The sequence below is a fragment of the Mesorhizobium kamtschaticum genome (assembly GCF_056174585.1).
This window is the reverse complement of sequence record NZ_CM149691.1, coordinates 5,582,871-5,608,355: the sequence shown is the minus strand read 5'-3', so window position 1 is coordinate 5,608,355 and position 25,485 is coordinate 5,582,871. Positions and strand designations below refer to the sequence as shown.

Below are 25,485 nucleotides of genomic sequence, written 5' to 3'. Positions count from 1 at the left end.
GTCGATTTGGGCAACGGCGTATCGCGTTGCACAAATGGCTTCAAGCGGAGAATGTTGGCAGTGAGGATGCAAATCGGTTGAAGAGGGCTCTCCGGGAATGCGCTTCGTATGCAGCTTCCTGCCGCATGTTCGCGGAATTCTCTTCCTTGACCTAACGGCCGCGGCGGCCAAATCCGGTTGGACCCGAGGGACGCCTGGTGTGCGGCGCTGGAGGTGCGGAATCCATCCTGCTGGCTTGCTGTTCCAGCCTGGTGGATCGCGATTGCAGCTGAACAGAGCGTTCGGCCGCCATACGGGAGATGTGGGTGCTGAGGTCCCTTCTCGATCCCTCTGCGCCGGACGGCGGACCATAGTCGTTGTTGCCATCCGAGCCGGAGAAGAAGCCGCATTCGACGAGCACCCAGAGCCCGCCGATATAGGGGAGGAACAACAGCAGCGACCATCGGCCCGATTTGTCCAGATCATGGTATCGCTTGATCGTTGCGGCGAAATTGACCCAGAGCGAAAGTGCGGCACCGATGAGCAGCACCAGATTGGCACTTAGACTGTCTGAGGGAAACGCTCTGAGCCTATGTCCGGCCGATGCAGCTCCGACATGGACCAGGGCGGCAACGGTCACCACCAGCAGGACCAGCACTGCGAACTGGGCCAGCCACCATTGCCCACGGCCGATGCGCCCGGAAAATCCAAACAAAAGATTCATGTACATCCCCATCGGCAGAGAGGGCAATATTCATTGCGTGTGTAAAAAGTTACTGAAGATATTCGAATGGACTAAGAGTATGGTGGGCCGATTATTTGGATGGTTAATTGATATAAAATTGTATATATAAATAAAGTTCAGTATTTTATGTCTGCTGATGGGGGATGCGCTCGGCAGCGTAAACAGGCGTTTGGTTTGATGATTTACCCCTCCGGGGTAACAGGCCGCGAGCTCTCCGGTCTCATGCAGGGCGACAGCCGGCGCTCACCCAGCAGTATATCCACCGTCGATCCCGAAGATACCACCGCTCGTCCACGCGGCCTCGTCGCTGGCGAGATAGACTGCGATGCCGCTAAGGTCGTCGGGGCGGCCGATGCGCCCCAGCGGATAGCTGCGTTCGACATAGGCCTTCAGCTCCGCTTGCGCCTCGGCCGGCAGATTGTCGACCGTCTTGCGCCGCATCGCCGTATCCACTGTGCCGGGCGCAATGGCGTTGACGCGGATGCCGCGGGGGCCGAGCTCGAAGGCAAGCGATCTGGTCAGCGAATTCAGCGCCCCTTTCGACAAGGAGTAGAGGCTGGACGGCCGCTTCGGGATCATCTTGTTGGCGAAATAGGAGGAGATGTTGATGACGGATGCGCCGGCCCCGAAATGCGGCAGCAGCCCCTGGGTGAGGAAGAACGCCGCCGTCACATTGAGCGCGAAGGAGTGCTGGAACTGCGCCTCGCTGACGGTCTCGAACGGCACGAGGTAGGCGACACCGGCATTGTTGACGAGAACGTCGAGCGGCCGGCCGGTCTCTTTCACGTGCTCGATAACAACTGCGATACCGGAGCCGGTGGCAAGATCGGCCGACACTGTTTCCACCTGGCCGGCCGGGCCGGAAGCCGTCAGCCTCGTACGGGCGGCTTCGAGCTTGCCGGCGTCGCGGCCGACGATCAGGACATCGGCGCCCTCACGCAGGAATGCTTCCGCGATTGCCAGGCCGATGCCGTCCGAGCCGCCGGTCACCAGCGCGCGCTTGTCTTGCAGTCTCATCGGGCACTCCGAGGTCGCCTTGGCCAATGCCAGAGCACCGCATAGTCGCGGCCTGGGTCAAGCCGCTGGCCTATCCCACGGTATGAACTTCGCCAGTTGCCGACGCCGGGATCGTCTGCCCTTGCATCCACCGCGCCAACGGGATAGCCGCGTTGATCGAAAACGGGTCGCGACGAGCATCTTTCAAAAATGGCACCACTCAAGACCAGCCTGAAGGCGCTTCCCAGGGATATCGACGTCGTTGAGATTGGCAGGCGCTTGCTGCCCGGCCTCAATCGCGGCGAGATCCACTGCCGTTTCGAAGGCGGCAAGCTCAAGGTGCGCTCCCGTGCCGCCTGGCTTGAAAGGCATGTGCAGGTGCTGACTTTGATAGCCGAGGCGTTGGCATCCCTGGGCGTCCGCAGCCTGCCGCCCTTCTATATGCTTCTCGGCGACACGCCGTCGCGCAGAAGGCATCGCCATTTCCGCACGCGTTTCGCCTTCTCTCAAGCTGACGGCTATGGCGAAGTGGCCGCACCCGATTTCGTCTTCGATGGTTGGCCGGACGCGAAGTTCGACGATTATGATCAGAAGACGCTGGCGATGGCGGCCGCGTCGGAAGCCCCGCCGCGTGATGACAGGTTGTTCTGGGCGGGGCGTTGCATGAACGCTGCCCGCAAAAGGATCGTCGAGATCGCGTCGGCCCGCCCGGATCTCATCGAGGCGTATGACACCGAGGCGAATTACGATGTCGCCACCAATCGGTATTCCACCAGGTTCATGACGATGGAAGACCAGGTCGCCACCTACAGATACATGATCGATGTCGAAGGGGCGGGTTACAGCGGCCGCTTCAAGATGCTGCTCCACACCAAACGCGTCGTGCTGTTGCAGGATCGGCCGTGGTGCGAGTGGTTCTTCGACGATATCGAACCGTTTCGCCACTATGTCCCGATGGCGCGCGACATGTCGGATCTGGCCGAACGCATCGAGTGGCTGCGCGCCAATCCGAAGCTGGAAGCCGAAATAGCCGCGGAGGCGCGGCATTTCGCACAAACCCGCCTGACCCGCGCGGCAGCGGTGGCGGCATGGGCAAAGCTCCTACGGGATCACGCCGCCGCCGGTGGCAATCTCAAATCCGGTCTGCAGGGGCGCAAGCGTGCGACCGGCTGGCCGCCCTGATAGACCGCGCCTGTCACATTGTATGAACCTCCGCTGACCAGCCCAGGGCCGGTCTTATGCGCCGACGGTCGCAGGCTGGTGCACGGCCAGTCGGGCGGCGACAAAATCCTTGACCTGGCGGATCGCCTGTTCGCGCGACACGCTGCCCGGCTCCAGGCCGAGGCGCAGCCAAAGCCCGTCGATCAGCGCGGTGACGCCAAGCGCGATGTCGTCGGCATCGCCGGGTGAGGCAAGGCCATGCAGGCCGGACAATAGGTTCGAGCGCATGCGCGCGTGCAGCACCTTCTGGATGCGCGCCAACTTCTCGTCGCGCGGCACCTCGGCGCAGAGCGAAAGCCAGGCATGGCAAAGAGGCGGCAGGAAAAGATGCTCCTCGAAATTGCCATCGATCACCGCATCGAGCCGCTCCATCGGCGTGCGCGCTTGGCGAAGCCGGGCGACGACCGCGTCGCGCAGCACGGCGTTGGCCTCGCGCATCGCATGCTCGAACAATTCCTGCTTGTTGCGGAAATAGTGCAGCACGATGCCCTTGGAGGCGCCGGCATGGGCGGCCACCTTTTCCAGCGTCGCACCCGCAATCCCCTCGCGCTCAAGCACCGCGAAGGCGGCCTGCCGCAACTCCTTGCGGCGTATGTCACTGAGACGCTTGAGTTTCACGGCTTCGATCCAGGCATTGCGAATCCACGTTGACATTTTCGTCCGCCTAGATCAACAATTGACCAGTGGGACAATAAAAAGACCAGTTGGTCAATTTGGCGATGATGAGGAGAGACGAAATGGTCCGCATGCTTGCAAATGGCATCTGTGTTGCAGCCCTGATGCTGGCCGCTCATGCGGCTCAGGCGGCAGAGGCCGAGCAGTGCAGGGCGGTCCGCATGGCCGAACCGGGTTGGAACGATCTTGCCTTCACCACCGGCGTCGCCAATGTCTTGCTCGGCGCGCTCGGCTACCAGCCGCAAAGCTCGGTGCTGGGCATCAACGTCATCTACGAAGGCATGAAGAACAACGATCTGGACCTGTTCCTCGGCTACTGGGATCCGGCCATGGTCACCTATTACGATCCCTACAAGAAGGATGGCTCGGTCGAGAATGTGCGCGTCAATCTCGAAGGCGCCAAATACACCTTCGCCGTGCCGACCTATGTCTGGGATGCCGGCGTCAAGGATTTTGCCGACCTGCACAAGTTTGCCGACAAGTTCGGCAAGAAAATGTACGGCATCGAGCCCGGTTCGAACCAGCTGATGATGGATGCCATCGCCGACCCGTCGCTTGGTCTCGACGGCTGGCAAGTGGTCGAGTCGAGCGAAGCCGGCATGCTTTCCGAGGTCGGCTACGAGATCAAGGAAAAGCAGTTCATCGTCTTCCAGGGCTGGGCCCCGCATCCGATGAACACCATGTACGATTTCAAATATCTAACCGGCGGCGACAAGTTCTTTGGCCCGAATTTCGGCGCCGCTACGGTGACGACGCAGGTGCGTAAGGGCTATCTGCAGCAATGCCCGAACGTCGCGCAGTTCCTGAAAAACCTCACCTTCGACATCGATTTCGAAAATGTCGGCATGGGCTATCTGATCAATGACGGCCTGAAGCCGGAGGACGGCGCGCTGAAGGCGATCATGGCGAACAAGACCCGCCTCGACGCCTGGCTCGCCGGCGTCACCACCTTCGACGGCAAGCCCGGACTTGCCGCGGTCAAGGAGAAGCTCGGCCTGTGACATCGGTCGCGCTGGAAGCGGCCCCGGATGCCGAGCAGGACGCCTGGGCCGGCCGCAAGCAATTCGTCGATCTTGCTGGCGTCGAGATCGCCTATGTCGAGATCGCAGGCGCCGAACCGGCGCTGGTTCTGGTGCATGGCTTCACCGACACCAGCCGCAGCTATTCGCTGCTGGCACCGCATCTGGCCGGCCGCCGGGTGATCATGCCCGACCTGCGCGGCCACGGCGCGTCGCAAGCGGGCAAGGGCTTCGGCATTGACGACTTCGCCGACGATATTGCCGGGCTGATCCTGCATTTGCGGCTCGATAGGCCTGTTGTCGTTGGCCATTCGCTGGGCGCCATGGTGGCCATCGCCCTGGCTGCGCGGCACAATGATCTTATCGACGGACTGGTGGTCCTGGCCGGCACGTTGAAGCCGGATTTCGCAGGCGATCATCCGCTCGTCGCGGGCGTGCAGGCTCTGCAGGACCCGATATCGCCGGCCGACCCGTTCTATGCCTGGTGGCATGCCTGCCGGCCCGGTGTGCCCCAGCCGTTTCTTGCCGGCCTAGCGAAAGACGCCTCGGCAATGCCCGCGGCGCGCTGGCGCGCCATCCTGGAGGAGATTTGCCGGGCTGACCTGACCAGTGTGGCGCAAGCTGTGCGGACCCGAACGCTGATCATCGCCGGCGCGTGCGACCCGCTGTTCGGCGAGGCGCATCAGCAGGCGCTGTTGCGTTGCCTGGCGGGGGCGAGCCTCGTGCGTGCCGAAGCGTGTGGCCACAACCCGCATTGGGAGGACCCGGCCTTTGTCGCGCGGGCCATCGTCGAGGCATTTGAATCCTAACGTCCGACCAATCGCAGCCGCGCTACGCGCGCTTGACGATGGCGTTTGAAGGCGGGCCAACGGAGCCGCGCTCAAAGATCGATGTTGGCAAAATGAGCCTTTCCGCCGGACGCGGATCTCCCTTCAATCGCCGGATGAGCAGTTCCGCGACACTCTTGCCAAGCGCGTAGACAGGCTGGTCGATGACGGTAATGGGTGGCGTTGTCACGCTCGTCCAGTCCGCATCATGGAAGGTGATCAGCGAAATGTCCTCCGGAATCCGCAAGCCGCGCTCGCGGATCACCCTGAATATCTCCAGCGCTATGACGCTGTCGGAGGCAAGGATCGCCGTCGGCCGATCCGGCCCGGACAGCATCTCGTCGGCAACCCTGCGCGTTTCGGCGGGGCTTGTTGCACCAAGGCGAACATTGCGTTCTGGCCGATCAATTCCAGCATTTCGGCACACGGTGAGGAAACCGTCGATGCGCTCGCGAACCGACGAGGTGTAGATCTGCTCGAGATCGCGGTACTCATGCCCTTCGGCGTCGACGGCGGTCACATAGGCGATGTTGCGGTGTCCGGCATCCACAAGAATGCGGGTCGCCCGCATGGCGATGTCGTGATCGTCGACCGTGACTGTATCGACATCCAGATCGGGCAGCGCCCTGTCAAGCAGGGCAAGCGGCCGGCCTGAACGATGGATGTCGCGCAGGTGTGAGATGTCACGCGATTCCGCCGGCGTGACGATCAGCCCGTCGACGCGCTTGCCGATCAACAGCCGCACGGCTGCCTTTTCAACCTCGATCCTCTCGCCGGAGTTGGCCAGAATGACGTTGAACCCGGCTGCCCTTGCCGCGTCGCTGATGCCGCGCACCGCGAGGCTGAAGAACGGGTTCTCGATGTCGCCGACAACCACCCCGATGATGCCGGACCGGCCGGTCGTCATGCTGCGAGCCAGCTCGTTCGGACGGTAGTCCAGTGCCTTGGCCGCGGCCATGACATCCGCGCGGATCATGTCGCTGACGACGCCGTATCCGCCGAGCACGCGCGCGGCTGTCGCTTTCGACACCTTTGCCGCGCGGGCGACATCGCTGACCGTTATCGACTGGGTCTTGGGCGCGGTTCTTTTCATCGGATGAACGACTACAAGAGTTGTTGACGGAAGGTCAATCTGGCGATAACGATTATCAAAGAGACCGGTCTCAAGCAATAAGAGACCGGTCTCTTTTAGAAAATTGCGAGCCAGGAGGCGTAACGAACGTTCCCGCATATGTCGCGGTCGCGGCGGCGGGCGATGTCAAGCGCGAGATGGCGGCTCGGCGTAAATACCAAGAAGAACAGACCTTCAGAGTGGAGAGAAGACATGAGCAGGATAGGAATTCTCAAGTCGTTGATGTCACCGGTCCAGATTGGCGCGATGGCTCTTATGGCCGTGTGCATTGGCGCCGGGTTGGTTTCGGGAGCAGCCGCCGCGGATGACAATCCCTATGGTCTTATTGATGCGAAAGTCATCAGCGTCGGTACCATGGGTGATGCCAAACCCTACGCTTTCACCCAGGCGGATGGCACGTTCACCGGCTTCGACATCGAATTGTTCCGCAACGTCGCGAGCCGCCTTGGATTCAAGCCGGACCAGGTGATCTTCACCGGCCAGGAATTCTCGGCGCTGATGCCTTCGGTTGCGAACGAACGCTTCGATGTCGCGGTCGCGGCGATCGGCACGACGGAGGCGCGCAAGAAGACCGTCGACTTTTCCGACGGGTATCTTGCAGGCTATCTCTCCGTGCTTACCGCCGACAAGGCGATCACGTCGGCGGACGGGCTCAAGGGCAAGCGCCTCGGCGTCGTGCAGGGGACGCTCCAGGAAATCTACGCGGCGAAGAACTTTGTCGGAACCGATCTCGTCAAATTCCCCGACAACAACTCCGCCGTTTCAGCACTGAACAACGGAACTGTCGACGCGCATTTCCTCGATTACGAGGCCGCCAAGGACTATGGCGTTCGCTATCCGAACCTGAAGATCGCGGTCAATATTCCTTCCTTTGACGCGCCGGCTGGTTTCGTGGTGCGCAAGGGCAACGACAAGTTTCGCGAGGCATTGAACACTGCCCTTCATGCGGCCATGCAGGACGGCACCTGGAAGACGCTTTACGAGAAGTGGTTCCCCGGTTCGCCGATGCCCGATCAGTATCTCCCCAAGAAGTAAACCGCACCGGCCGCAGGCCTTTATGCTGGCGGCCGGACCTATGCCGCCGTCCTTGATGTCGCACGATGCGGACGGCGCAACCGAAAGGCGACTGAATGGACTGGTTCGAAAACCTGCGGCGCAGTTTCCTCGACTGGCAGGCCATGGCGGACGTGCTGCCGAGCATGATCACCATCGGCTTGAAGAACACCTTGATCCTTGCGGCCGCGTCCACGGTACTGGGTGTCATACTCGGCATGATCCTGGCGGTCATGGGTATCTCGCAATCGCGCTGGCTGCGCATTCCCGCCCGGGTCTATACCGATATTTTCCGTGGCCTTCCGGCGATCGTCACGATTCTGCTGATTGGCCAGGGCTTCGCCCGCATCGGCCGTGAAATCTTCGGGCCTTCGCCCTTTCCGCTCGGCATTCTCGCCCTCAGCCTGATCGCCGGTGCCTATATCGGCGAAATCTTCCGCTCGGGCATCCAGAGCGTCGAGCGCGGGCAGATGGAGGCCTGCAGGGCGCTCAGCATGAGCTACGGCCAAGGCATGCGCCTGATCGTGATACCGCAAGGCATCCGCCGCGTTCTGCCGGCGCTGGTCAACCAGTTCATCGGCAACGTCAAGGATTCGAGCCTTGTCTATTTCCTCGGTCTGCTCGCGTCGGAGCGCGAGATTTTCCGTGTCGGTCAGGACCAGGCGGTGGTCACCGGAAACCTCTCGCCATTGCTCCTGGCCGGCGTGTTCTATCTCGTCATCACCGTGCCGTTGACCCATGTGGTCAACTACATCGACAACTCGCTGCGAGCCGGAAAGCAAAAGGCCGGCCTCGTCACCAGCGGCCTGGCCGAAGTGAGCGAGTTGGAGAGCGCCACCGGCAGCCCACTCTCCGAGGCCAGCCCTGAAGGCGGCTCGGCGCTGCCCCGGTTCAAGGGCGGCAGTCTCGCCATCACCGATCTCGACATGGCCTACGGCGAGCTCGATGTTCTCAAAGGCGTCAGCCTGGCGGTCAAGCCGGGCACGGTCACATGCGTCATTGGTCCATCAGGTTCGGGCAAGTCGACCTTGCTGCGCTGCCTCAACCGCCTGGTCGAGCCCAAGGGCGGTGACGTGTTGCTCGATGGCGCCAGCATCCTGGCGATGAAGCCTGAAAAACTGCGCCGGCGTGTCGGCATGGTTTTCCAGCAATTCAACCTGTTTCCCGACCACACGGCCCTCGAAAACGTCATGCTGTCGCTGACCAAGGTAAAAGGCCTTCCGGTGCAGGAAGCTGAGCGCATCGCCGAGGCGCGCCTTGCCGATGTCGGCTTGGCTGCCCGCAAGAACCATCGTCCCGGAAGCCTATCCGGCGGACAGCAGCAGCGTGTGGCGATCGCTCGTGCGCTGGCCATGGACCCGGAGGTCATCCTGTTCGACGAAGTGACGAGCGCACTCGATCCCGAATTGGTGAAGGGCGTTCTCAACCTGATGGCGGACCTCGGCCGGCGCGGCATGACAATGGTCGTGGTCACCCATGAGATGGGCTTTGCCCGCAAGGTCGCCGATCAGGTCGTCTTCATGGATGAAGGCCGCGTCATCGAGGTCGGCACGCCCGCTGCGATCTTCGACACGCCGAAAAGCACGCGTCTGAAGCACTTCCTTGCCGAAGTGCTTTGATCGCGCATGAGCCCTGAGGCGGCCGCCCAATCCAACTTCCACCAGTGAAAGAATATTCCATGGCTACGTTACATCAGGTCTCGAAGGTCGTTGTTGTCGGCGGCGGCATTTTCGGTGTCTCCTCGGCCGTTCATCTTGCAAGGCTCGCCATCGAAACCGTTCTGGTCAATGATGGACCGCTCGCCAGGGGAGCTTCCGGCCGCTCGCTCGCCTGGATCAATTCCGCGCGCAAGCGCTCGGCTGAATATCATCGCCTGCGCATGATCGGTATCGACCGCTACCGGACGCTGTCGGCGAGATATCCGGATGCCGCCTGGCTGCGTTTCGACGGCGGCCTGACATGGGATGCGGACGGCGCCTCGAACGAGATCGCGGATGTCTTCGCTCATGAAAAGGCCCTTGGCTATGATGCCCAACATCTGTCCGCGGACGCCATAGCGTCAGTCACGCCAGGTGTCTCCGCAAGCGCTGTCACGCCTCAAGGCGCGATCTTCAACCCGGGCGAGGGCTGGGTCGACCTGCCGTCGCTGATCGAGATATTGATTGCGGAATTCGTGGAGCGCGGCGGGCAACTGGTCACCGATGCCGGAAGCGCCGCGGTCACGGTCGTCGACGGCCGCGCCACTGGCGTCATCACGACAAGCGGCATCAGCTTTACTGCCGACGCGGTGCTGTTGGCGACCGGCGGTGATGTACCGCGAATGGTTGCGGACGCCGGCCGGTATATCGCCGACGGGACGCCGATCGCTTTGCTGGTCAGGACCAAGCCCGCCGACTTGCCGCTTCAGGCGGTCCTCAACACACCGCGCGCCGCCATCCGGCCGACGCCGAATGGAGGCCTCGTGCTCGATTCCGCCTGGTCGGAAGAAGAGGTGGTCGTCAATTCGGATGGCACATATAGCGTGCGGGATTCGACTGTTCAGGGGCTTCTCAACGAAGCTTCGAATGTTCTCGAAGGTCATCCAAAGCTGGAATTGGAGAGCTACGGTGTCGGGCCCAAGCCGATCCCGGGAGACGGCGAGCCGGTCTTCGGCCAGTTGAAGGACATCGAGGGATACTACGTCGCCTTCAGCCACAGCGGCGCAACGCTTGGCCTGATCGCCGGCGAACTGCTTGCCGGCGAGATCGCCAGCGGCAATGAACATCCGCTGCTTGCGAACTTCCGTCCAAGCCGTTTTTGATGAGATCAGTCTAAGGGTTTCCTACGCACCAGCGGAGCGCATACAGCTTTAAGAGATCATGCTCGAACAAGCGGATAGGACCTTCATTCGGCCAGCGGCTTGATCGTCTCATAGCCGTTCACCGAATCCTTGCTGGTGCCTTCATCGTAGCGCCGGGCGAGGGCGGCTTGCAGATCGGGCGCATAGAGTGCGGTGAATGCATCCAGTGTTTCGCCGGCCCCATTCTTGAAGGTCTCGTTGACGGCGAGCACATTGTATTTGCAGTCGCCCAGGCTGAAGGTTTCCTTGCCCTTGACCACCAGCGTCAGCGTCTTGGTGGCCTTAGGCTGCTTGTCCGGCGACAGCTCGACGAACTCGATCGTGCTCTTGGCTCCCGTCTTCAGCGGAAACAGTTTTCGCAGATCGGAAAACGGGATCATCGCCAGCCGGCCGGTGTCGCTGTCGCGAAAAACCTCGATCAGGCCGGCAAACAGGAACTGCTTCTGCGGCGATTGCGACCCGTAGGTGTTGGCGACGGAGACCATTCCGCCCGCCACGGGCCGAAACTCGCTTTGGATGCCGGGCCGCGCCAGGATGAACCCATTTTTCGCGGACTTCGCATCGACGCACGGGCCGGCAAGCGCAACACTTGTCGGCAGCAAAACCGCCAATGCCATGCCGATAGACGCGCTCTTCATAACCATCCCCCGTATCTTCCAAATAGAATGCAAGTGCAGGTAGAAGTGGCAGACGTTCATTGCGATGTCGATGAGCAAGGCAGTCGCGACATTGCCGAAACTGGACGGACAGACGCCGCTTGTGCTGAATTCCGCCGATGATGAATCACCGGTGGCCAAAATTGCTTTCACGACGCAGCTTTCTGATGCAAGCCGCTGGCCTTGCCGCGGCCGGTGCGCTTTCACGCCCGGCGTTCAGCCAGACGGGGCAGCGCATCCAGCCCATCGACGCCACCTTCCTGTTCATCGCCGATGTCCATGCCTGCCGCATGGCGAGCGGCCTGAGCCCCAACTGCCTGCAGGAGGGCAAGACCGACGCTGCGCTGCTGCGCAACGTGGCAGCACTGAACGCCATCGGCGACAAGGACTGGCCGGCCGAGATCAACGGCGTCGCCACGGGCTTGCGTTCGGCAGGCAACCGGATCGGCATGCCGCTCGGCCTTGTCGTCGGCGGTGATATCACCGACGATGGCGGCGGCCAGATCACCCAGCCGAGCGAAGGCACGCAGCTGCTGCAATTCAGCCAGCGCTACAGCCAGGGCGTTGGCCCGGACCGTGTCCACATGCCGGTCTATGTCGGGCTCGGCAACCACGATCTCGACCAGAATGGTCTGTCGCACCATGTCGACTGGTACCGGCGCGAACTGCGCGACTATGTCGAGGTCAACCACCGCGCCGGCGTGTTCTTCAAGCCGCCCGTGCCGGCCACCGACTACGATGTCGATACCGACTGCTATTCATGGGACTGGGGCGGCCTGCATCTCGTCCAGACGCATCGTTTCGCCGGTGACACCGGCCACGGCGCCGAAAGCAGCCTGCCATGGCTCAAGCAGGATCTGGCGACCTACGCGGCGGATGGCCGGCCGGTCATCCTGTTCCAGCACTATGGCTGGGACACGTTTTCGACGGAGCGGTGGGATCCTGCCAGGCGAACTTACGACGACAACGGCACCGGACCGCCGCACTGGTGGGGCGAGGCCGACAGGCAGGCGCTTCTGGCAGCGCTGAAGGGCTACAATGTCGTCGGCATCTTCCACGGCCATCAGCATGACGCCTCGCTGATCTATCGTCGCGACGGGCTCGACCTGTTCAAGCCGAAGGCCGCCTATATGGGCGGTTTCGCCGTGGCCAGGGTGACCAGCGATGGCATGGATGTCGTGTTGGGCGAGGCATCCGATGACCATGGCGGGATCACCTTCACCAACGCCTTCAGCAAGGGCTGGAGCACATGAAAAAGGCGGCCTTGGCGGCAGCCTTCTCCGATGGGAGCATTTCTCGATGCGGGATCAGAACGCCTTCTTGACCTTGTCCCTCACGTCGCCATAGGCCTTCTGCACTTTGCCGGCGACCTTGTCGGCCATGCCTTCAGCCTGGGTCCGCCTGTTGCCGGTCGCCTTGCCGGCGGCCTGTTTTACTGAGCCTTTGATCTGCTTGGCGATACCAGCAACCTGATCCCTGTTCACCACTTTCGCATCTCCTGGGAGTCCTGAATTCGGGGGAATTCATCCGCGCGAATAAACGGACTGGCATTGTTTAGGTTCCAGGCATCCCACCGCAAGCAGGCGAAACGCGCGTGGCCGCTTCCGGCGGCCGGGCAGGCAGGCTAGGCTGTGGATACGCGCCGACCAATCGTGCGCACGGGGAGAAAAATGGCGGAATTCAAGCTCTACATCGGCAACAAATGCTTCTCCTCATGGTCGCTGCGGCCATGGGTGGCGATGAGGCATCTGGAGATTCCGTTCGAGGAAGACCTTGTGCGGTTGCGCACGCCCGAGACCTTTGCCAACCTGGCGAAAGTGTCGCCCACCGGTCAGGTGCCCGTCCTGGTTCACAAGCCCTTGAATCACAATGGAAGGATCATCTGGGAAACTCTTGCCATCCTTGAGTATCTTGCCGACCTGTTTCCCGAGAAAAAACTCTGGCCGGCCGATCTCGGCGCCCGCGCGCTGGCACGCGCGGCGGCGACAGAGATGCATTCCGGCTTTCGCGAGGTCCGCTATGGCTGGCCGATGAATTTACGGCGGCCGAAGGGGCACAAGCCGCTCGATGCCGAAGGCGAGGCACAGCGGGCGCGCATCGAGGCGCTGTGGCGCGAGTGCCGTGAACGATACGGCAAGGGCGGCCCTTTCCTGTTTGGCCATTTCACCGCGGCCGATGCCATGTATGCGCCCGTCGTCACTCGCTTCGACACCTATGGCGGCGAACTGGCCCCGGATACACGCGCCTATGTCGATGCCGTGCTGGCAACACCGGCAATGCGGCACTGGTATGCGGAAGCGGCCAAAGAGCCTTGGCCGGAGCCAGGGCCGGACGAGTAGGTCGACTGACGACATTCAGGGAGGGACCCATGGCCAGCAGTGACGGACCGCGCGAGGCAACAGTGCCACGGATCTTCCATTGCCGGCTGATTCCGCCCCGGCCGGACTTCGCCTTCACCATGACGGAGGAGGAGAGGGAACTGATGGGCCGGCATGCGGACTACCTGCGCGGCAAGCTGCGCGAGGGGACCATGATCTTGGCTGGCCCGGTCGCCGACCCGGCCGGCCCTTGGGGGCTGCTGATCCTGCGTGTCGGCAGCGAGGCCGAGGCAAGGGCCGTGACCGAAGGCGATCCGGTGACAAAGTCAGGCCGCGGCTTCCATTACGAAATCCTGCCGCTGATCAGCGCGATCCTGTAACGCGGCCGGCATGGGCAGCCCGGCCTGTGGGTACAAGCAGGTTGCTGGAAAAGGCCGTGAGGTTGGCGCCAAGGCATTCGCCGCCCGGTTTTATGGCTGCACCGGGCGGCGGCTTGAGCACATGGTTTCAAGCTCGCACGCGTAGAATTTGACATCGTCGCGAAATGCCTCTACAAGAACTTCGTCGATATTTGTTTGACTGACTTTTGTTATCCGCGCTTTCGAGCGCGTCTTTGACGAACTTCCCACATCAAAAATCGAGACAAAAATCGTTGTGCATTCGCACCGCGATTAACGAATATTTGCCATGGAAAGGGTTCGTCATGAGCACCGGCACAGTTAAATGGTTCAACGCCACCAAAGGTTTTGGTTTTATTCAGCCTGACGACGGCTCGGCCGACGTTTTCGTCCACATCTCGGCCGTAGAGCGTGCCGGCATGCGCGACATCGTCGAGGGCCAGAAGCTCGGCTACGAGATGGTCCGCGACAACAAGTCGGGCAAGATGTCCGCCGACCAGTTGAAGGCGGCCTGAAGAAAGAATTCAGCTATCCCGGTGACCACGGATGTACTGGCACCGGTGATTGGCGAATTCTGGCGCGTGGCCACGGAAACCTGAGTTTCCAAGGCACATCACGCGCATGAGAGGAGTGTCTCCTGTGCATCCATCTGGATGCGCGGTGCTCCCATGGAAGGTCAGGCGGTGCCTGGCCTTTTTCATTTTACGCTTGTTGCCGCCGAAAATGCGCTGCGCATCGGGCTGAACGTGCTAAGGGACGCTCCAGCAATTAGAATCCGCTGCCGTATTGCCCCGATGCCGTTGCTTAGTGCGTGGTCCTGACCGAAGACCCGGTCTCGCCCTAACGGCACCAGGCTCCTGACAGGAGAAAGATTTTGACCGCCCATTCGAAGACAGCCGCCGATCCGGCGGTGTCGCTGTTCAGCAAGACGCAAACCCAGTCGATGTCGCTCGGCCGCATCATGTCCGAGCGCGATGCCGTCAGCGAAGCGCGGGAAGCCAAGACCGCACGCTTGCGCGAACTGCGCCTGGAAAAGGAAGCTGACGAGATGGCCGCGGCCGCAGCACTCGCGGCGCTGCCGAAACGAGCCGGAAAACGCTGATGGCCACCAAGCGCGTACCGCCAACGCCGATCGCCGCCGATGCGACCATCGCCGACATGGTCGAAGGTCTCGACAAGCCGGTCGAGTACGTCCGGCGTGTGCTGGAGAAGCTTGAACGCTGCAAGCGCGCCCATGGCGATGCCCAGGTGCGCGTCGGTGTGCGCGGCCGTGCCGAGTGCCCGAACTATCTGATCGAATATGTCCGCGAAGACGCCAAGACCCACGATCGGGTGACCTATCAGGATGCCGCCTACAGCGGCAGCACGCATCGTGAATTGGCGCCCCATCACATCGAGGCGGTAAAGAACTGGTCGCCTGAGGAAATGAACATCACTGCGGTTTCGGCGCTGATCGGCCGCTTGCGCAACCCGCGCGCACCATCATCGCGTTTCGTCGACGAGGACTGACATGGCCATAAAATTCTCCACCAAGGACCAGCCGGCAGCGCCGGCCCCCGCTGCAAAGCCGGCCAAGCCGGTTGCCGCGAAGGCCGGTGAACCCGCCGAAGCCGCGACCGACCTGTTCAAGTCGCCGGCGGACGCACCGAAGGGCAAGACGGCTAAGAAGAAATAGCGCCTTGCCGCAGGACGCCGATCGCAATCCGGCCGCGCCAGGGCTCTTCGCCCTGATCACTGCCGCAAACCTTTCGTCGTCGCAACGCAGCGCCGCGCCACTCTTCGACTGCCAGAGCTGCGGCGCCTGCTGTTCCTATTCGGCCGAATGGCCACGCTTCTCCACCGAGGACGATGCGCACCTCGAGCGGATCCCGGAAAAATATGTCGCGGCCGATCTGTCCGGCATGCGCTGTGACGGCGCGCGCTGCTCGGCCCTGTCGGGCGAAGTCGGCAAGTCGACCGCATGCGGCATCTACGAACTGCGCCCCGATGTCTGTCGCGCCTGCATGCCTGGCGACGAGGAGTGCCTGATGGCGCGCCGGGCGCACGGATTTCCTACCTCTTAGCAACGATTGCCGGTGGCTTGTGCGCACCCTCCTTGCTGGCTACGCTGCAACGGGGCAGGGCGTCGGAGGAAATCCATCGTGAGCATCGAATTTTTGTTGACGTCGCTGATCGTCGTGGCTTCGCCCGGCACCGGCGTTCTCTACACGCTGAGCGCCGGACTTTCGCGCGGTGCGCGGGCCTCGATCATTGCCGCCTTTGGCTGCACGCTCGGCATCATCCCGCACATGGCCGCCGCCATCACCGGCCTGGCTGCGCTGCTGCACACCAGTGCGGTCGCCTTCGAGACGCTGAAATATCTCGGCGTCGCCTATCTGCTCTACATGGCCTGGAACACGCTGAAGGAGAAGGGCGGTCTCAGTGTGGAGGACAATGTCGCGCCGCGCTCGGCCGGCAAGGTGATTGCCACCGGCATCCTCGTCAACGTGCTCAACCCGAAACTGTCGATCTTCTTCTTCGCCTTCCTGCCGCAATTCGTCAGCACGACCGAGCCCAACGCGCTGTCGAAGATGTTGGAACTCAGCTCCGTCTTCATGCTCCTGACCTTCGTGGTTTTCGTCGGCTACGGCATCTTCGCCGCTTCGATCCGCAGCCATGTCGTGTCACGGCCAATGGTGCTGACGTGGATGCGCAGGACCTTTGCCGGCGCCTTCGTCATGCTCGGCGCCAAGCTCGCGCTGGCGGACCGGTAGCGACGACAAGGCGAGCCGGCTTTCTCTGCTTCACGCCTTCATCGCATCGATAACGGCGCGCAGCCCGGCCGACATGTTCCGACGGCTCGGATAATAGAGGTAGAGCCAATCTTCAGGGGGACACCATTCGTCCAGGCAGCGGATCAGCTTGCCGTCGAGGATGTCGCGTTGGGCTCGGTTCTCCCAGACATAGGCCAGCGCTACATCGGATAGCGCGGCCTGAATCATCAATTCGTGGTCGTCGAGGGCAATCGGGCCGCTCGGGTGAAAGGCAATGGCCTCGCCCTTCAATTCGAATTCCCAGGGGTAGCGCATTCCGTTTGGGTACATGTTCTGCACGCAGGCATGATCGCTCAGATCCCGCGGCGTTCGAGGCATCTCGCGATTGCGGAAATAGTTCGGCGAGCCGACCACCGCGAAGCGCATCCGTGGCTTGACCCTCACGGCGATCATCCCTTCGCGAAGACTCTCACCCAATCTAATGCCCGCGTCGAAGCCCTCCTCGACAATGTCGACCAGCCTGTCGGTCGCTGCAATCTCGATCTCGAGATTGGGATTGTCTGTGATGAGCGGTCCGATGATCCCACCGAGCACGAAAGGAGCGATCGAGTTCGGCACATTGATGCGCACTTTGCCGAACGGCGTGTCGCGGAACTGGTTGAGAGCATCGAGTGCCGCGCTGATATCGCCGAAGGCCGGCGCCAGCCGGGCCTGCAGCATCGCTCCCGCATCGGTCACCGACACGCTCCGTGTCGTGCGGTTGAGCAGGCGGATGCCGACACGCTCCTCGAGATTGCTGACTGCATGGCTGATCGCCGACGCGGTGACGCCGCGCTCCTCCGCCGCCTTGCGAAAGCTGCGGTGGCGCGCCACCGCATCGAAGGCGGCAAGTTCAGAGAGGTCGGTCGCTCTCATTGATGATTTTTACTCAGGAGTGTCGAAAGGATTATCACTCTAATAGATGCAATTTAATTCCGCCATCTTCTCCTCGTCGCCGCAGGCAATCACTGAGCGGCTCACGATCAAAAGGAGACTGAAATGGCTGACTTCCCGATCCCTGCGAAAAACACCACTTCGGCTTTTGCCAGCATGCGCGCTCATCATGTCGGTCTGCGCGTCCCCGACTACGAGACCGCCAAGAACTGGTATGTCGACAAGCTCGACTTCCGTGTCGTCCACGAATGGCCATTCGCCGACGAGCAGATCGCCTATCTCGCGCCGGCCAATGACGATCATTTCATGATCGAATTGCTGGGTGGCGGCGATCCGCTGCCGATCGATGCGCCGGTCTACAAGGATCTGGCCGATAGCCTGCGCTATTCCGGCTATCATCATTTCTGCATCAACGTGGCCGACATCGACGCGACGATCGCCGAGCTGCGCAAGCGCGGCGTCACCATCGTCACCGCACCGTTCAAGCTCGACGACATCAGCCGCAAGCTGGCCTTCTTCGCCGACCCGTTCGGCAATCTGATCGAACTCGCCGAGGTTGTCTGAGGGCGACATGCCCACTAGAAGCGAAAAAGGGCGGCATCGCTGCCGCCCTTTCCGTATCTGAGGCTGATGGAAGCGTGGATTAGAAGTCCATGCCGCCACTCAAGCCCGCTTGCGGGCTTGAGCAATGTTAGTTCATGGGCGTGCTTTATGGACTTCTTAGAAGTCCATGCCGCCCATGCCGCCCATGCCGCCGCCGCCCATGCCGCCAGGCATGCCGCCGCCAGCCGACTCCTTCTTCGGAGCCTCCGCGATCATGGCTTCGGTGGTGACGAGCAGGCCGGCGACCGAAGCCGCGTCCTGAAGAGCCGTACGCACAACCTTGACCGGATCGACGATGCCCATGGCGATCATGTCGCCATATTCGCCGGTCTGGGCGTTGTAGCCGAAGGTCGCGCCCTTGTTCTCAAGGATCTTGCCGGCAACGATCGAAGCTTCCGCACCGGCGTTCGAGGCGATCTGGCGGGCCGGAGCCTGCAGTGCGCGACGCACGATGTTGATGCCAGCAGCCTGGTCGGCATTGGCGCCGGTGGCCTTGATGTTGGCCGAAGCGCGCAGGAGAGCGACGCCGCCGCCTGCAACGATGCCTTCTTCCACGGCCGCGCGGGTCGCGTTGAGGGCGTCATCGACGCGGTCCTTCTTTTCCTTGACTTCGACTTCCGTCGCACCGCCGACGCGGATCACCGCAACGCCGCCCGCCAGCTTGGCGAGACGTTCCTGCAGCTTCTCCTTGTCGTAGTCCGAAGTGGTCTCTTCGATCTGCTGCTTGATCTGGGCAACGCGGCCCTGGATCTCGGCCTTCTTGCCGGCGCCGTCGACGATGGTGGTGTTCTCCTTGGAGATCGACACCTTCTTGGCGCGGCCGAGCATGTTGAGGCCGACGTTCTCGAGCTTGATGCCGAGGTCTTCGGAGATGACCTGGCCACCGGTCAGGATGGCGATGTCTTCCAGCATGGCCTTGCGGCGATCACCGAAGCCCGGAGCCTTGACGGCGGCGATCTTCAGGCCGCCACGCAGCTTGTTGACGACCAGCGTGGCCAGAGCCTCGCCTTCGACGTCTTCCGAGATGATGAGCAACGGCTTGGAGGTCTGCACGACGGCTTCGAGAACCGGCAGCATGGCCTGGAGGTTGGAGAGCTTCTTCTCGTGGAGGAGGATGTAGACGTCCTCGAGCTCGGCAACCATCTTGTCGGCGTTGGTGACGAAGTAGGGCGAGAGGTAGCCGCGGTCGAACTGCATGCCTTCGACGACTTCCAGCTCGGTCTCGGCGGTCTTGGCTTCCTCAACCGTGATGACGCCTTCGTTGCCGACCTTCTGCATCGCTTCCGCGATCATCTTGCCAACCGACTCGTCGCCATTGGCCGAGATCGTGCCGACCTGGGCGACTTCCTCGGAGGTCTTGATCTTCTTGGCAGCCTTGCCGAGAGCCGCGACGACTTCGGTGACGGCCAGATCGATACCGCGCTTCAGGTCCATCGGGTTCATGCCGGCGGCAACGGCCTTGTGGCCTTCCTGGACGATCGACTGCGCCAGAACGGTCGCGGTCGTGGTGCCGTCGCCGGCGATGTCGTTGGTCTTCGAAGCAACTTCGCGGACCATCTGCGCGCCCATGTTCTCGAACTTGTCCTCAAGCTCGATTTCCTTGGCGACGGTGACGCCGTCCTTGGTGATGCGCGGGGCGCCGAACGACTTGTCGATGACGACGTTGCGGCCCTTGGGGCCGAGCGTGACCTTCACCGCGTCGGCGAGGATGTTGACGCCGCGCAGCATGCGCTCGCGGGCATCACGGGAGAATTTTACGTCTTTAGCAGCCATTTTTGAGCTCCTGGCAGGGGCTTGGGGTAAGCCCGAATTCAGTTGACGGTGAGGCCGATAATCAGCCGATGATGCCCATGATGTCGGATTCCTTCATGATCAGAAGGTCTTCGCCATTGAGCTTGACTTCGGTGCCCGACCACTTGCCGAACAGGATGCGGTCGCCAGCCTTGACGTCCAGCGGGACCAGCTTGCCAGCTTCGTCACGAGCGCCGGAGCCGACAGCGATGATCTCGCCTTCCTGCGGCTTTTCCTTTGCCGTATCCGGGATGATGATCCCGCCGGCGGTCTTGGATTCGGATTCGACCCGGCGAACGACCACGCGGTCATGAAGCGGGCGGAACTTCGACTTTGCCATTTTTTCTTCCTCGATGAGAACGGTGAGAAACAGTTCCTCCATCCGGCGAAGCCGGACATGTGGTTAGCACTCACCAAGGGCGAGTGCTAACGTGGCGCTGAAATAGGCTTGCCGCTTTCGAGAGTCAAGGCACGTCAAGCCGCCCGAGCGCGCGAATTTTGCTCCTGTGACCCCGTCTCCGCGAATGAGTTGGTTGCCGCCTCCAATCAACGTGGAATTGTCCACCGCTCCGGCCGACCGTTACTCGTACTCTTGATCAATGCCCTAGGCGGAACCCAGTCGCCCGCTCATCGAGATCGAACAGCAAACTATTCTTCTCAAAGTATCGTATGCCGACGATGTTGTGGGCAAGATCTGGATAGAACTCAACCTCCGGCATGTAAGTTGTTCTGAATATCCAATCGTCATGACCTGCAATTTGTACACTAACCTTTGTCCCGATCTTCAGTGATGGGTCCGATTTGGACGGCGGCTCGGATGCGACAACAATTGTCGAGTTGCCGGTGTCGTACACCGTGGGTCGACAGGTTTTCTCGTCGCCCCACAAAACGCAAGAATCGACAGTTGGAAAATTGTATTGCGCGCTGCCTGTTGCCCATTTCTCCATCATGAAATCGCTTTTCACCTTATCTGAAACACCGATGTGAAGCGCGTTAACTTCGGGGCAATTCCGGCCCTCATTAGTACAGGTTTTCCACTTTGTCCCTATCGGAGAGAGATAGTACCCCCTGCGCAAACCGGGCCTAATACTCACGGCGTCAATCGGCGATTTGAGCATTTGATTTGGTCCGCCACCTCCAACTGGAGAGATGCCAAAAATGCCTTTTGGCCAAAGCGGACCGCCGACAATTTCACCCGTGCTGCGTTTGACTTTCTTGTAGCGAATGAGGAATGCGATCGGCGCATCTGTGGAGGCTGGGGAGCCTGGCGCACCGAAAGCCAGACGGGCCGAGGCGACATTTCCATACTCGTCATAGGTGTTGTAGTGCATGACGACCTTTTGGGTCGTGACAGTTATCCCTTCCAACTCTTGGTCCTGGGTAACTTTTATTCCTTTCTCCGAGCACATTCCTGCAGGGAGTACGATCCCGCAGTCGATAGTCATTCCACTTGAGCCGGCGTCAAGCAGAATTGGCTGATCAATCTTTCGGTCGCCAAGCAGTAGTATTTTTACATATAGCATGCGAACATTGGGGGGATTTCCGGGGTATTCTAATTTAATCAATGGCACTATTTTCGGAAGTTCCTCAGCGTCAACGAAAGAAGGCAAAGAACATGGCAGAACTAGCAAAACTAGCAGGAAGGATACCAAAGAACTGATCTTCATTCTCACTCTGTGCCACCCCGCGACCCAACAAGTGCCTTTGGTTGCCTACTGTCCCCAGAGTCGGATCCTGCGCGCTCAAAGTTATTTTTGCAATTAGTTTGCCTTGCTGGACTAGTGACGTGACGCGAAGGCGTGCTGAAACTCGCCTCGCACCTGTCAACGCCGAGGTGATCTCACCACCAACAGCGGGCATCGCTCGGCAAGCCCATAGCTGCCGGTCGAAGCGATGCGGACATCGCCAAAGAAGGCTTCCGCCTCGCGCACCAGTGTGGTCGCCGGCGCGAAGCTATAGATGGCCGATGAGGTCCTGTAGACATCGATCGTGCCGATCGCCGGCAGGTCCCAACCTGTCCGCGCGGAAAGTTCCTGCCGGTCAGGAAACAGTTCGTCGAACCTTTCCGCGATCGTCTTGACCGGAACGGCATGGTCGGGCGCATCGCCCGTCGCGGTCATGGCGACGCGCCATTTGAGTTCGTGGAAGGTCGAGACGCCGCCGGAAAAAGCAAGAGCCTGCACCGCCGCCGGATCGTCCGGTGTTTCCGGACCGGCAAAGAGACGCAGTCCCGCGCGGCCGTCGGTGCGCAGCACGCCGGCGATTGCCGCAAACAGCGCCCGGCGCGCGGTTGAAAGGCCGAGCGCCGACAGGCAGCCGTCGCCGATCACCGCATCGACGCTTGCGTTCGACACCGGCAAGTCGAGCCAGTCGCCGTTGATTGCCTTTCGCAACGCGGTGTCGCCTGGCCAGATACCGCCGATCATGTCGGAAGATTCGTCGACGGCCGTCATCGTCGCCCCGAGCCTGGCGAGTTCGGGCGTCACGCCGAGCAGAATGACGTGCGCCTTCGAAAGGTTGAGCTCACGCTCATAGGCCTCAATCGCTTCCGCCGGCGGCCGCAACGGTGGCCCGAGCAACTGCCAGTGCCCTCGAATGGCATTCCAATGGTCGGTCATCCACAGCCCCAAGCCGGCATTGTACTTGCAGGCATAATCGAGGACGCTAATGAAACCAAGCTCGGGGGGCGCATGACACGCATCGCGGTTATTACGCATGAGTTCGACAGGTTCGAACGCCGGCGCGGCCCGCTGTTTCGCCGCGACAGTCCCTACATGCTTTTCGATCTGCTGGAGGAACTGAAGCGACGCGGTCATTCCGTCCGCATAATCCCCGGAACGTCGGCAAAGCCGGAGGCCGACATCGCGGTGCTGCACGTCGATGCGACCGTGACGCCACCCGAATATGTCGAATACGCGCGCGCTTTTCCCTTCTGCCTGAACATCGGGGCTGCCGACATCTCCAAGCGCCGCGTCAGTGGCGCCGTGATCGGCAAGGATGACGACTGGCAAGGGCCGGTCATCGTCAAGAGCAATCTCAACAATCTCGGGATGCGGGAGCAGTCGCTCAACCGGCGATCGCTGCGTGCCGGAAAGCCGAAGCCGTTTCCCGGCGTTGAGCTTATCGAGGGCTACCGCGTCTATACATCCCTTTCGGATGTTGCGCCGGCGGTCTTCGACCGCAGCGATCTCGTCGTCGAAAAATTCATTCCCGAGCCGGAGTCGGACGGCTTTGGAGCCCGCTTCTGGATATTCTGCGGCGAGCGCGAGCGCTGCACCCGCCATGTCTCGCCGCAGAGCCTCGTCAAGGGCGACGACACGATCCGCCGTGAGCCGGTTCCGGTTCCCGAGGAGCTTCGCGCGCTGAGGCGCCAGCTTGGCTTTGACTACGGAAAGTTCGATTTCGTCATGCATGAGGGCAGGGCGGTACTGCTTGATGCCAACAAAACGCCCGGCGGCGCCCGCAATCTTTCTGCGTTTCTCGCTGCCGGCAATGCCAATCTTGCTGACGGCTTCGAAGGCCTTATCCGCCAGGTCGCATAGCTGGCGTTCCGATGCTCACGCCGCCCGACACGTCTCATTCGGGGCAGCTTGACGACGATCACCAGGGCTACAGAAACAGCCGCAACTGGGTGTGGATGATCGACCGGTAATCCTCGATGGTCCGGCGGCTTTCCGCTTCGCCCTCCGCAAGCGCGAGGCGCACCACGCCACCGGCGAGCTGGAAGATCAGCAGAACCATGCGCTCGAACTGCTCGTGCTTATGCGGCTCGAGCAAGCCGATGACATGGTCGCAGAACATCCTGGCCTGATGTCGTGTTTCGGCGATGTCGAGATTCTTCAGCGCCTTGTCGGCCTGGATGGCATTCTGCAGGTCCTGGATGGCCGGATCGCCGGCGACGCGGCTGAGGTAGTCGTCAAGCAACCGGTCGGCGGCGGCGATGACGTCCTTGGCTTCCCGGACATCGGCGATGATCGCGGTCAGCCGCGCGCGGCTGACCTCCGAAAACCGCTCGTAGAGCATCGCCAGGATCGCCGACTTGTTGGGGAAGTAGTGATAGACGGTGGCGATCGGCCCGCCCGCCAGCATGCCGACCTCCTTCATGGTGACGGCATCGATACCCTTCTCGCCGATCAGCCGCATCGTCGTCGACAGGATGGCGTCGATGCGCTCGCGGCTGCGCTCCTGCTTGGGTTTGCGCCTCGGTTCGGTCCCTGTTCGCCTTGCTTGTGTCATGCACCGGTCTTTCGCACGCATTGGCAAATTCTGGTTGACAAGAAATATGATCAAGTATCAGTTTCTGAAATGCTGACAGGTTGTCAGCTTTTTTGCGATCCGGCAAGGGACGTTGGGAGGCGGCTTTGGCATCTGGTGACGCGCATACCGGAAGCGGCGATTGGCTGGTCGGCAATCCGACCGGCGGACAGCTTGCCTCCGCTCTGTGGATCGGGTCGGTCGGCCTGCTCATTCTCGGTCTGCAGCCCGTCCTGCTCGGCGCCCTCTACACCGAAGGCCATGTCAGCGGCGATGAACTGGCACTGGTCGCCACCGCCGAGATGATCGCCATTGCGATCGGCTCGGCGATCGTTGCGATGCTGCTCTCCGCCCACAACATGCGCTGGAAAAGTGCGATCCTGCTGCTCCTGCTGGCGCTGGCGAATGTCTGGACGGCCTATGCCGCCGGCGCCAACACGTTGATGGCGGCACGCGCCCTGGCCGGTCTTGCCGAAGGCGGCCTGGTCGCGGTCGCCACCGAACTGATCGCCCGTTCGCGGCGGGCCGAACGCATCGGCGGCTTTTTCGTCACCATGCAGACGCTGGCGCAATGCGCGCTTGCGCTGCTGCTGGCGCTCTATGTCATCCCGGCCGCCGGCTCGGCTGGCGGCTTCCTCATTCTCGCGGGCGTCTGCGTCCTGTCGCTCTTCGTCGCCTTCATTGTCCCCGCTGATTACGCTGATCTGCCGAAGGACGAGAACCTGGCCAATGTGCTGACGGTTCCTTCGATCACCGCACTGTTGTGCGTCTTCTGCTACTTCATGTTCTTCGGCTCGGTCTGGGCGTTCCTGGAGCCGCTTGGCGCCCAATTCGGCATCGATGGCCGCACCGTCGGCCTGATCGTCTCGGCCAGCCTCGCGGTACAGGTCCTGGGCGCGATGACGGCGACCGTGTTCGAGGCGCGTATCGATTATCGCATTGCCATTGTGGTGATCGGTGTGGTGGCGCTTTTGTGTTCGCTGGTTCTCGCCAGCGGACCTGGCCTCACCACGTTCTGGGTCGCAGCCCTGGTCATGGGTTTTATCCTGCTGTTCATCGTGCCCTACCAGATCCGGCTGGCGATCACCGCGGATGAGGCACGCACGGCCGTGCTGTTGGTGCCGGCCGCGCAGCTCTTTGGCCTGGCGATCGGGCCGGTTGCCGCGTCGCTGCTCATCGATGGCAAGGATTTTCGCCCGGTTCCGGAATTCGCCGCCGGCAGTGCTCTGGCCAGCGTGGCACTCCTTGGCCTGTTTGTCTTCGTGGCGCGGCGTCGCCGGGTTGTTGCGTGAG

Annotated in this window: 30 protein-coding genes; 18 read left to right on the top strand and 12 right to left on the bottom strand. The window is 61.6% G+C overall.

What is annotated here, in order from left to right; all coding sequences use genetic code 11:
- Nucleotides 1-151: 151 nt before the first annotated feature.
- Nucleotides 152-703 carry a DUF805 domain-containing protein gene (locus AC0V7N_RS27935; protein ID WP_475451421.1) on the bottom strand — a complete coding sequence of 184 codons (552 nt, stop codon included), beginning with the start codon at nt 701-703 and terminating at the stop codon, nt 152-154.
- Between the two features lie 264 nt (nt 704-967).
- On the bottom strand, nt 968-1,741 hold the full coding sequence (locus AC0V7N_RS27930; RefSeq protein WP_475451420.1) for an SDR family NAD(P)-dependent oxidoreductase: 774 nt from the start codon (nt 1,739-1,741) through the stop codon (nt 968-970).
- Nucleotides 1,742-1,930: 189 nt separating this feature from the next.
- Between AC0V7N_RS27930 and AC0V7N_RS27925 the strand changes: the two genes are divergently transcribed.
- Complete coding sequence (locus AC0V7N_RS27925; protein WP_475451419.1) at nt 1,931-2,902, top strand: glycosyl transferase family 90; 972 nt, start codon at nt 1,931-1,933, stop codon at nt 2,900-2,902.
- A gap of 54 nt (nt 2,903-2,956) precedes the next feature.
- On the opposite strand, the gene betI is transcribed toward AC0V7N_RS27925, so the two are convergent.
- On the bottom strand, nt 2,957-3,595 hold the full coding sequence (betI, locus tag AC0V7N_RS27920; protein WP_475451418.1) for a choline-binding transcriptional repressor BetI: 639 nt from the start codon (nt 3,593-3,595) through the stop codon (nt 2,957-2,959).
- 83 nt (nt 3,596-3,678) lie between these two features.
- On the opposite strand from betI, the gene choX reads away from it, so the two are divergent.
- Both choX and AC0V7N_RS27910 read left to right on the top strand, forming a co-directional pair.
- Nucleotides 3,679-4,617, top strand: coding sequence for a choline ABC transporter substrate-binding protein (gene choX, locus AC0V7N_RS27915; protein ID WP_475451417.1), 939 nt, complete (start codon nt 3,679-3,681; stop codon nt 4,615-4,617).
- The gene (locus AC0V7N_RS27910; RefSeq protein WP_475451416.1) at nt 4,614-5,444 is read left to right on the top strand and encodes an alpha/beta fold hydrolase; all 831 of its coding nucleotides are present in this window, start codon (nt 4,614-4,616) and stop codon (nt 5,442-5,444) included. The genes choX and AC0V7N_RS27910 overlap by 4 nt, the downstream gene beginning before the upstream one ends.
- Nucleotides 5,445-5,466: 22 nt before the next feature.
- Here AC0V7N_RS27910 and AC0V7N_RS27905 read toward each other — a convergent pair whose 3' ends face one another.
- Entirely contained in the window at nt 5,467-6,555 is a 1,089-nt protein-coding gene (locus tag AC0V7N_RS27905; RefSeq protein ID WP_475451415.1) for a LacI family DNA-binding transcriptional regulator, read from the bottom strand.
- 231 nt (nt 6,556-6,786) lie between these two features.
- Between AC0V7N_RS27905 and AC0V7N_RS27900 the strand changes: the two genes are divergently transcribed.
- The 3 genes from AC0V7N_RS27900 to AC0V7N_RS27890 all read left to right on the top strand — a co-directional run bounded on the left by AC0V7N_RS27900 (nt 6,787) and on the right by AC0V7N_RS27890 (nt 10,447).
- Entirely contained in the window at nt 6,787-7,629 is an 843-nt protein-coding gene (locus tag AC0V7N_RS27900; protein WP_475451414.1) for an ABC transporter substrate-binding protein, read from the top strand.
- Nucleotides 7,630-7,724: 95 nt separating this feature from the next.
- Entirely contained in the window at nt 7,725-9,266 is a 1,542-nt protein-coding gene (locus tag AC0V7N_RS27895; RefSeq protein ID WP_475451413.1) for an amino acid ABC transporter permease/ATP-binding protein, read from the top strand.
- Between the two features lie 59 nt (nt 9,267-9,325).
- On the top strand, nt 9,326-10,447 hold the full coding sequence (locus AC0V7N_RS27890) for an NAD(P)/FAD-dependent oxidoreductase (RefSeq protein WP_475451412.1): 1,122 nt from the start codon (nt 9,326-9,328) through the stop codon (nt 10,445-10,447).
- Nucleotides 10,448-10,530: 83 nt separating this feature from the next.
- Here the strand turns inward: AC0V7N_RS27890 and AC0V7N_RS27885 are convergent, their stop codons facing one another.
- The gene (locus AC0V7N_RS27885) at nt 10,531-11,124 is read right to left on the bottom strand and encodes a hypothetical protein (RefSeq protein WP_475451411.1); all 594 of its coding nucleotides are present in this window, start codon (nt 11,122-11,124) and stop codon (nt 10,531-10,533) included.
- A gap of 137 nt (nt 11,125-11,261) precedes the next feature.
- Here AC0V7N_RS27885 and AC0V7N_RS27880 point away from each other — a divergent pair, with 137 nt between their 5' ends.
- Nucleotides 11,262-12,395, top strand: coding sequence for a metallophosphoesterase (locus AC0V7N_RS27880; RefSeq protein WP_475451410.1), 1,134 nt, complete (start codon nt 11,262-11,264; stop codon nt 12,393-12,395).
- 54 nt (nt 12,396-12,449) lie between these two features.
- Here AC0V7N_RS27880 and AC0V7N_RS27875 read toward each other — a convergent pair whose 3' ends face one another.
- The gene (locus AC0V7N_RS27875; RefSeq protein ID WP_475451409.1) at nt 12,450-12,629 is read right to left on the bottom strand and encodes a CsbD family protein; all 180 of its coding nucleotides are present in this window, start codon (nt 12,627-12,629) and stop codon (nt 12,450-12,452) included.
- Nucleotides 12,630-12,812: 183 nt separating this feature from the next.
- Here AC0V7N_RS27875 and AC0V7N_RS27870 point away from each other — a divergent pair, with 183 nt between their 5' ends.
- The 8 genes from AC0V7N_RS27870 (at nt 12,813) to AC0V7N_RS27835 (ending at nt 16,611) form a co-directional block, all read left to right on the top strand.
- Nucleotides 12,813-13,481 (top strand): glutathione S-transferase C-terminal domain-containing protein, encoded by a 669-nt coding sequence (locus AC0V7N_RS27870; protein ID WP_475451408.1) that lies wholly within the window; start codon nt 12,813-12,815, stop codon nt 13,479-13,481.
- A gap of 29 nt (nt 13,482-13,510) precedes the next feature.
- A complete protein-coding gene (locus AC0V7N_RS27865) occupies nt 13,511-13,840 on the top strand; it encodes a YciI family protein (protein ID WP_475451406.1) in 330 nt (109 codons plus the stop codon).
- A gap of 323 nt (nt 13,841-14,163) precedes the next feature.
- Complete coding sequence (locus AC0V7N_RS27860; RefSeq protein WP_010915421.1) at nt 14,164-14,373, top strand: cold-shock protein; 210 nt, start codon at nt 14,164-14,166, stop codon at nt 14,371-14,373.
- 359 nt (nt 14,374-14,732) lie between these two features.
- Nucleotides 14,733-14,960, top strand: coding sequence for a hypothetical protein (locus AC0V7N_RS27855; protein ID WP_172230154.1), 228 nt, complete (start codon nt 14,733-14,735; stop codon nt 14,958-14,960).
- Nucleotides 14,960-15,367, top strand: a complete 408-nt coding sequence (locus tag AC0V7N_RS27850; RefSeq protein WP_475451405.1) for a hypothetical protein — start codon at nt 14,960-14,962, stop codon at nt 15,365-15,367. Before AC0V7N_RS27855 ends, AC0V7N_RS27850 begins: the two co-directional genes overlap by 1 nt.
- A gap of 1 nt (nt 15,368) precedes the next feature.
- Nucleotides 15,369-15,533: a hypothetical protein gene (locus AC0V7N_RS27845; protein WP_475451404.1), complete on the top strand. Its 165-nt coding sequence runs from the start codon at nt 15,369-15,371 to the stop codon at nt 15,531-15,533.
- A 4-nt stretch (nt 15,534-15,537) separates the two neighbouring features.
- A complete protein-coding gene (locus AC0V7N_RS27840) occupies nt 15,538-15,921 on the top strand; it encodes a YkgJ family cysteine cluster protein (protein ID WP_475451403.1) in 384 nt (127 codons plus the stop codon).
- Nucleotides 15,922-15,999: 78 nt separating this feature from the next.
- Nucleotides 16,000-16,611, top strand: coding sequence for a LysE family translocator (locus AC0V7N_RS27835; RefSeq protein WP_023766446.1), 612 nt, complete (start codon nt 16,000-16,002; stop codon nt 16,609-16,611).
- Nucleotides 16,612-16,641: 30 nt separating this feature from the next.
- On the opposite strand, the gene AC0V7N_RS27830 is transcribed toward AC0V7N_RS27835, so the two are convergent.
- Nucleotides 16,642-17,526, bottom strand: coding sequence for a LysR family transcriptional regulator (locus AC0V7N_RS27830; RefSeq protein ID WP_475451402.1), 885 nt, complete (start codon nt 17,524-17,526; stop codon nt 16,642-16,644).
- A 123-nt stretch (nt 17,527-17,649) separates the two neighbouring features.
- On the opposite strand from AC0V7N_RS27830, the gene AC0V7N_RS27825 reads away from it, so the two are divergent.
- Nucleotides 17,650-18,108: a VOC family protein gene (locus tag AC0V7N_RS27825; protein ID WP_475451401.1), complete on the top strand. Its 459-nt coding sequence runs from the start codon at nt 17,650-17,652 to the stop codon at nt 18,106-18,108.
- 156 nt (nt 18,109-18,264) lie between these two features.
- Here AC0V7N_RS27825 and groL read toward each other — a convergent pair whose 3' ends face one another.
- The 4 genes from groL to AC0V7N_RS27805 all read right to left on the bottom strand — a co-directional run bounded on the left by groL (nt 18,265) and on the right by AC0V7N_RS27805 (nt 22,556).
- Entirely contained in the window at nt 18,265-19,920 is a 1,656-nt protein-coding gene (gene groL, locus AC0V7N_RS27820) for a chaperonin GroEL (RefSeq protein ID WP_091577362.1), read from the bottom strand.
- A gap of 61 nt (nt 19,921-19,981) precedes the next feature.
- Complete coding sequence (gene groES / locus AC0V7N_RS27815) at nt 19,982-20,278, bottom strand: co-chaperone GroES (protein ID WP_006203049.1); 297 nt, start codon at nt 20,276-20,278, stop codon at nt 19,982-19,984.
- Nucleotides 20,279-20,534: 256 nt separating this feature from the next.
- Entirely contained in the window at nt 20,535-21,605 is a 1,071-nt protein-coding gene (locus AC0V7N_RS27810) for a hypothetical protein (protein WP_475451400.1), read from the bottom strand.
- 156 nt (nt 21,606-21,761) lie between these two features.
- Entirely contained in the window at nt 21,762-22,556 is a 795-nt protein-coding gene (locus tag AC0V7N_RS27805; RefSeq protein ID WP_475451399.1) for a class I SAM-dependent methyltransferase, read from the bottom strand.
- A 72-nt stretch (nt 22,557-22,628) separates the two neighbouring features.
- On the opposite strand from AC0V7N_RS27805, the gene AC0V7N_RS27800 reads away from it, so the two are divergent.
- Entirely contained in the window at nt 22,629-23,480 is an 852-nt protein-coding gene (locus AC0V7N_RS27800) for an ATP-grasp domain-containing protein (RefSeq protein WP_475451398.1), read from the top strand.
- Between the two features lie 67 nt (nt 23,481-23,547).
- On the opposite strand, the gene AC0V7N_RS27795 is transcribed toward AC0V7N_RS27800, so the two are convergent.
- Complete coding sequence (locus tag AC0V7N_RS27795; RefSeq protein WP_475451397.1) at nt 23,548-24,174, bottom strand: TetR/AcrR family transcriptional regulator; 627 nt, start codon at nt 24,172-24,174, stop codon at nt 23,548-23,550.
- Between the two features lie 125 nt (nt 24,175-24,299).
- Between AC0V7N_RS27795 and AC0V7N_RS27790 the strand changes: the two genes are divergently transcribed.
- The gene (locus AC0V7N_RS27790; RefSeq protein ID WP_475451396.1) at nt 24,300-25,484 is read left to right on the top strand and encodes an MFS transporter; all 1,185 of its coding nucleotides are present in this window, start codon (nt 24,300-24,302) and stop codon (nt 25,482-25,484) included.
- Nucleotide 25,485: the final 1 nt, after the last annotated feature.

Bases quoted from the DNA above. Each gene is read 5' to 3' on its own strand.
- AC0V7N_RS27870 (WP_475451408.1), top strand. From the start codon at position 12,813: ATGGCGGAATTCAAGCTCTACATCGGCAACAAATGCTTCTCCTCATGG.
- AC0V7N_RS27845 (WP_475451404.1), top strand. From the start codon at position 15,369: ATGGCCATAAAATTCTCCACCAAGGACCAGCCGGCAGCGCCGGCCCCC.
- AC0V7N_RS27795 (WP_475451397.1), bottom strand. From the start codon at position 24,174: ATGACACAAGCAAGGCGAACAGGGACCGAACCGAGGCGCAAACCCAAG.
- AC0V7N_RS27810 (WP_475451400.1), bottom strand. From the start codon at position 21,605: ATGAAGATCAGTTCTTTGGTATCCTTCCTGCTAGTTTTGCTAGTTCTG.
- AC0V7N_RS27930 (WP_475451420.1), bottom strand. From the start codon at position 1,741: ATGAGACTGCAAGACAAGCGCGCGCTGGTGACCGGCGGCTCGGACGGC.
- AC0V7N_RS27905 (WP_475451415.1), bottom strand. From the start codon at position 6,555: ATGAAAAGAACCGCGCCCAAGACCCAGTCGATAACGGTCAGCGATGTC.
- AC0V7N_RS27900 (WP_475451414.1), top strand. From the start codon at position 6,787: ATGAGCAGGATAGGAATTCTCAAGTCGTTGATGTCACCGGTCCAGATT.
- AC0V7N_RS27880 (WP_475451410.1), top strand. From the start codon at position 11,262: ATGATGAATCACCGGTGGCCAAAATTGCTTTCACGACGCAGCTTTCTG.
- AC0V7N_RS27895 (WP_475451413.1), top strand. From the start codon at position 7,725: ATGGACTGGTTCGAAAACCTGCGGCGCAGTTTCCTCGACTGGCAGGCC.
- AC0V7N_RS27800 (WP_475451398.1), top strand. From the start codon at position 22,629: ATGACACGCATCGCGGTTATTACGCATGAGTTCGACAGGTTCGAACGC.
- betI (WP_475451418.1), bottom strand. From the start codon at position 3,595: ATGTCAACGTGGATTCGCAATGCCTGGATCGAAGCCGTGAAACTCAAG.
- AC0V7N_RS27925 (WP_475451419.1), top strand. From the start codon at position 1,931: ATGGCACCACTCAAGACCAGCCTGAAGGCGCTTCCCAGGGATATCGAC.
- AC0V7N_RS27805 (WP_475451399.1), bottom strand. From the start codon at position 22,556: ATGACCGACCATTGGAATGCCATTCGAGGGCACTGGCAGTTGCTCGGG.
- groES (WP_006203049.1), bottom strand. From the start codon at position 20,278: ATGGCAAAGTCGAAGTTCCGCCCGCTTCATGACCGCGTGGTCGTTCGC.
- AC0V7N_RS27885 (WP_475451411.1), bottom strand. From the start codon at position 11,124: ATGAAGAGCGCGTCTATCGGCATGGCATTGGCGGTTTTGCTGCCGACA.
- choX (WP_475451417.1), top strand. From the start codon at position 3,679: ATGGTCCGCATGCTTGCAAATGGCATCTGTGTTGCAGCCCTGATGCTG.
- AC0V7N_RS27935 (WP_475451421.1), bottom strand. From the start codon at position 703: ATGAATCTTTTGTTTGGATTTTCCGGGCGCATCGGCCGTGGGCAATGG.
- AC0V7N_RS27830 (WP_475451402.1), bottom strand. From the start codon at position 17,526: ATGAGAGCGACCGACCTCTCTGAACTTGCCGCCTTCGATGCGGTGGCG.
- groL (WP_091577362.1), bottom strand. From the start codon at position 19,920: ATGGCTGCTAAAGACGTAAAATTCTCCCGTGATGCCCGCGAGCGCATG.
- AC0V7N_RS27850 (WP_475451405.1), top strand. From the start codon at position 14,960: ATGGCCACCAAGCGCGTACCGCCAACGCCGATCGCCGCCGATGCGACC.
- AC0V7N_RS27860 (WP_010915421.1), top strand. From the start codon at position 14,164: ATGAGCACCGGCACAGTTAAATGGTTCAACGCCACCAAAGGTTTTGGT.
- AC0V7N_RS27825 (WP_475451401.1), top strand. From the start codon at position 17,650: ATGGCTGACTTCCCGATCCCTGCGAAAAACACCACTTCGGCTTTTGCC.
- AC0V7N_RS27865 (WP_475451406.1), top strand. From the start codon at position 13,511: ATGGCCAGCAGTGACGGACCGCGCGAGGCAACAGTGCCACGGATCTTC.
- AC0V7N_RS27890 (WP_475451412.1), top strand. From the start codon at position 9,326: ATGGCTACGTTACATCAGGTCTCGAAGGTCGTTGTTGTCGGCGGCGGC.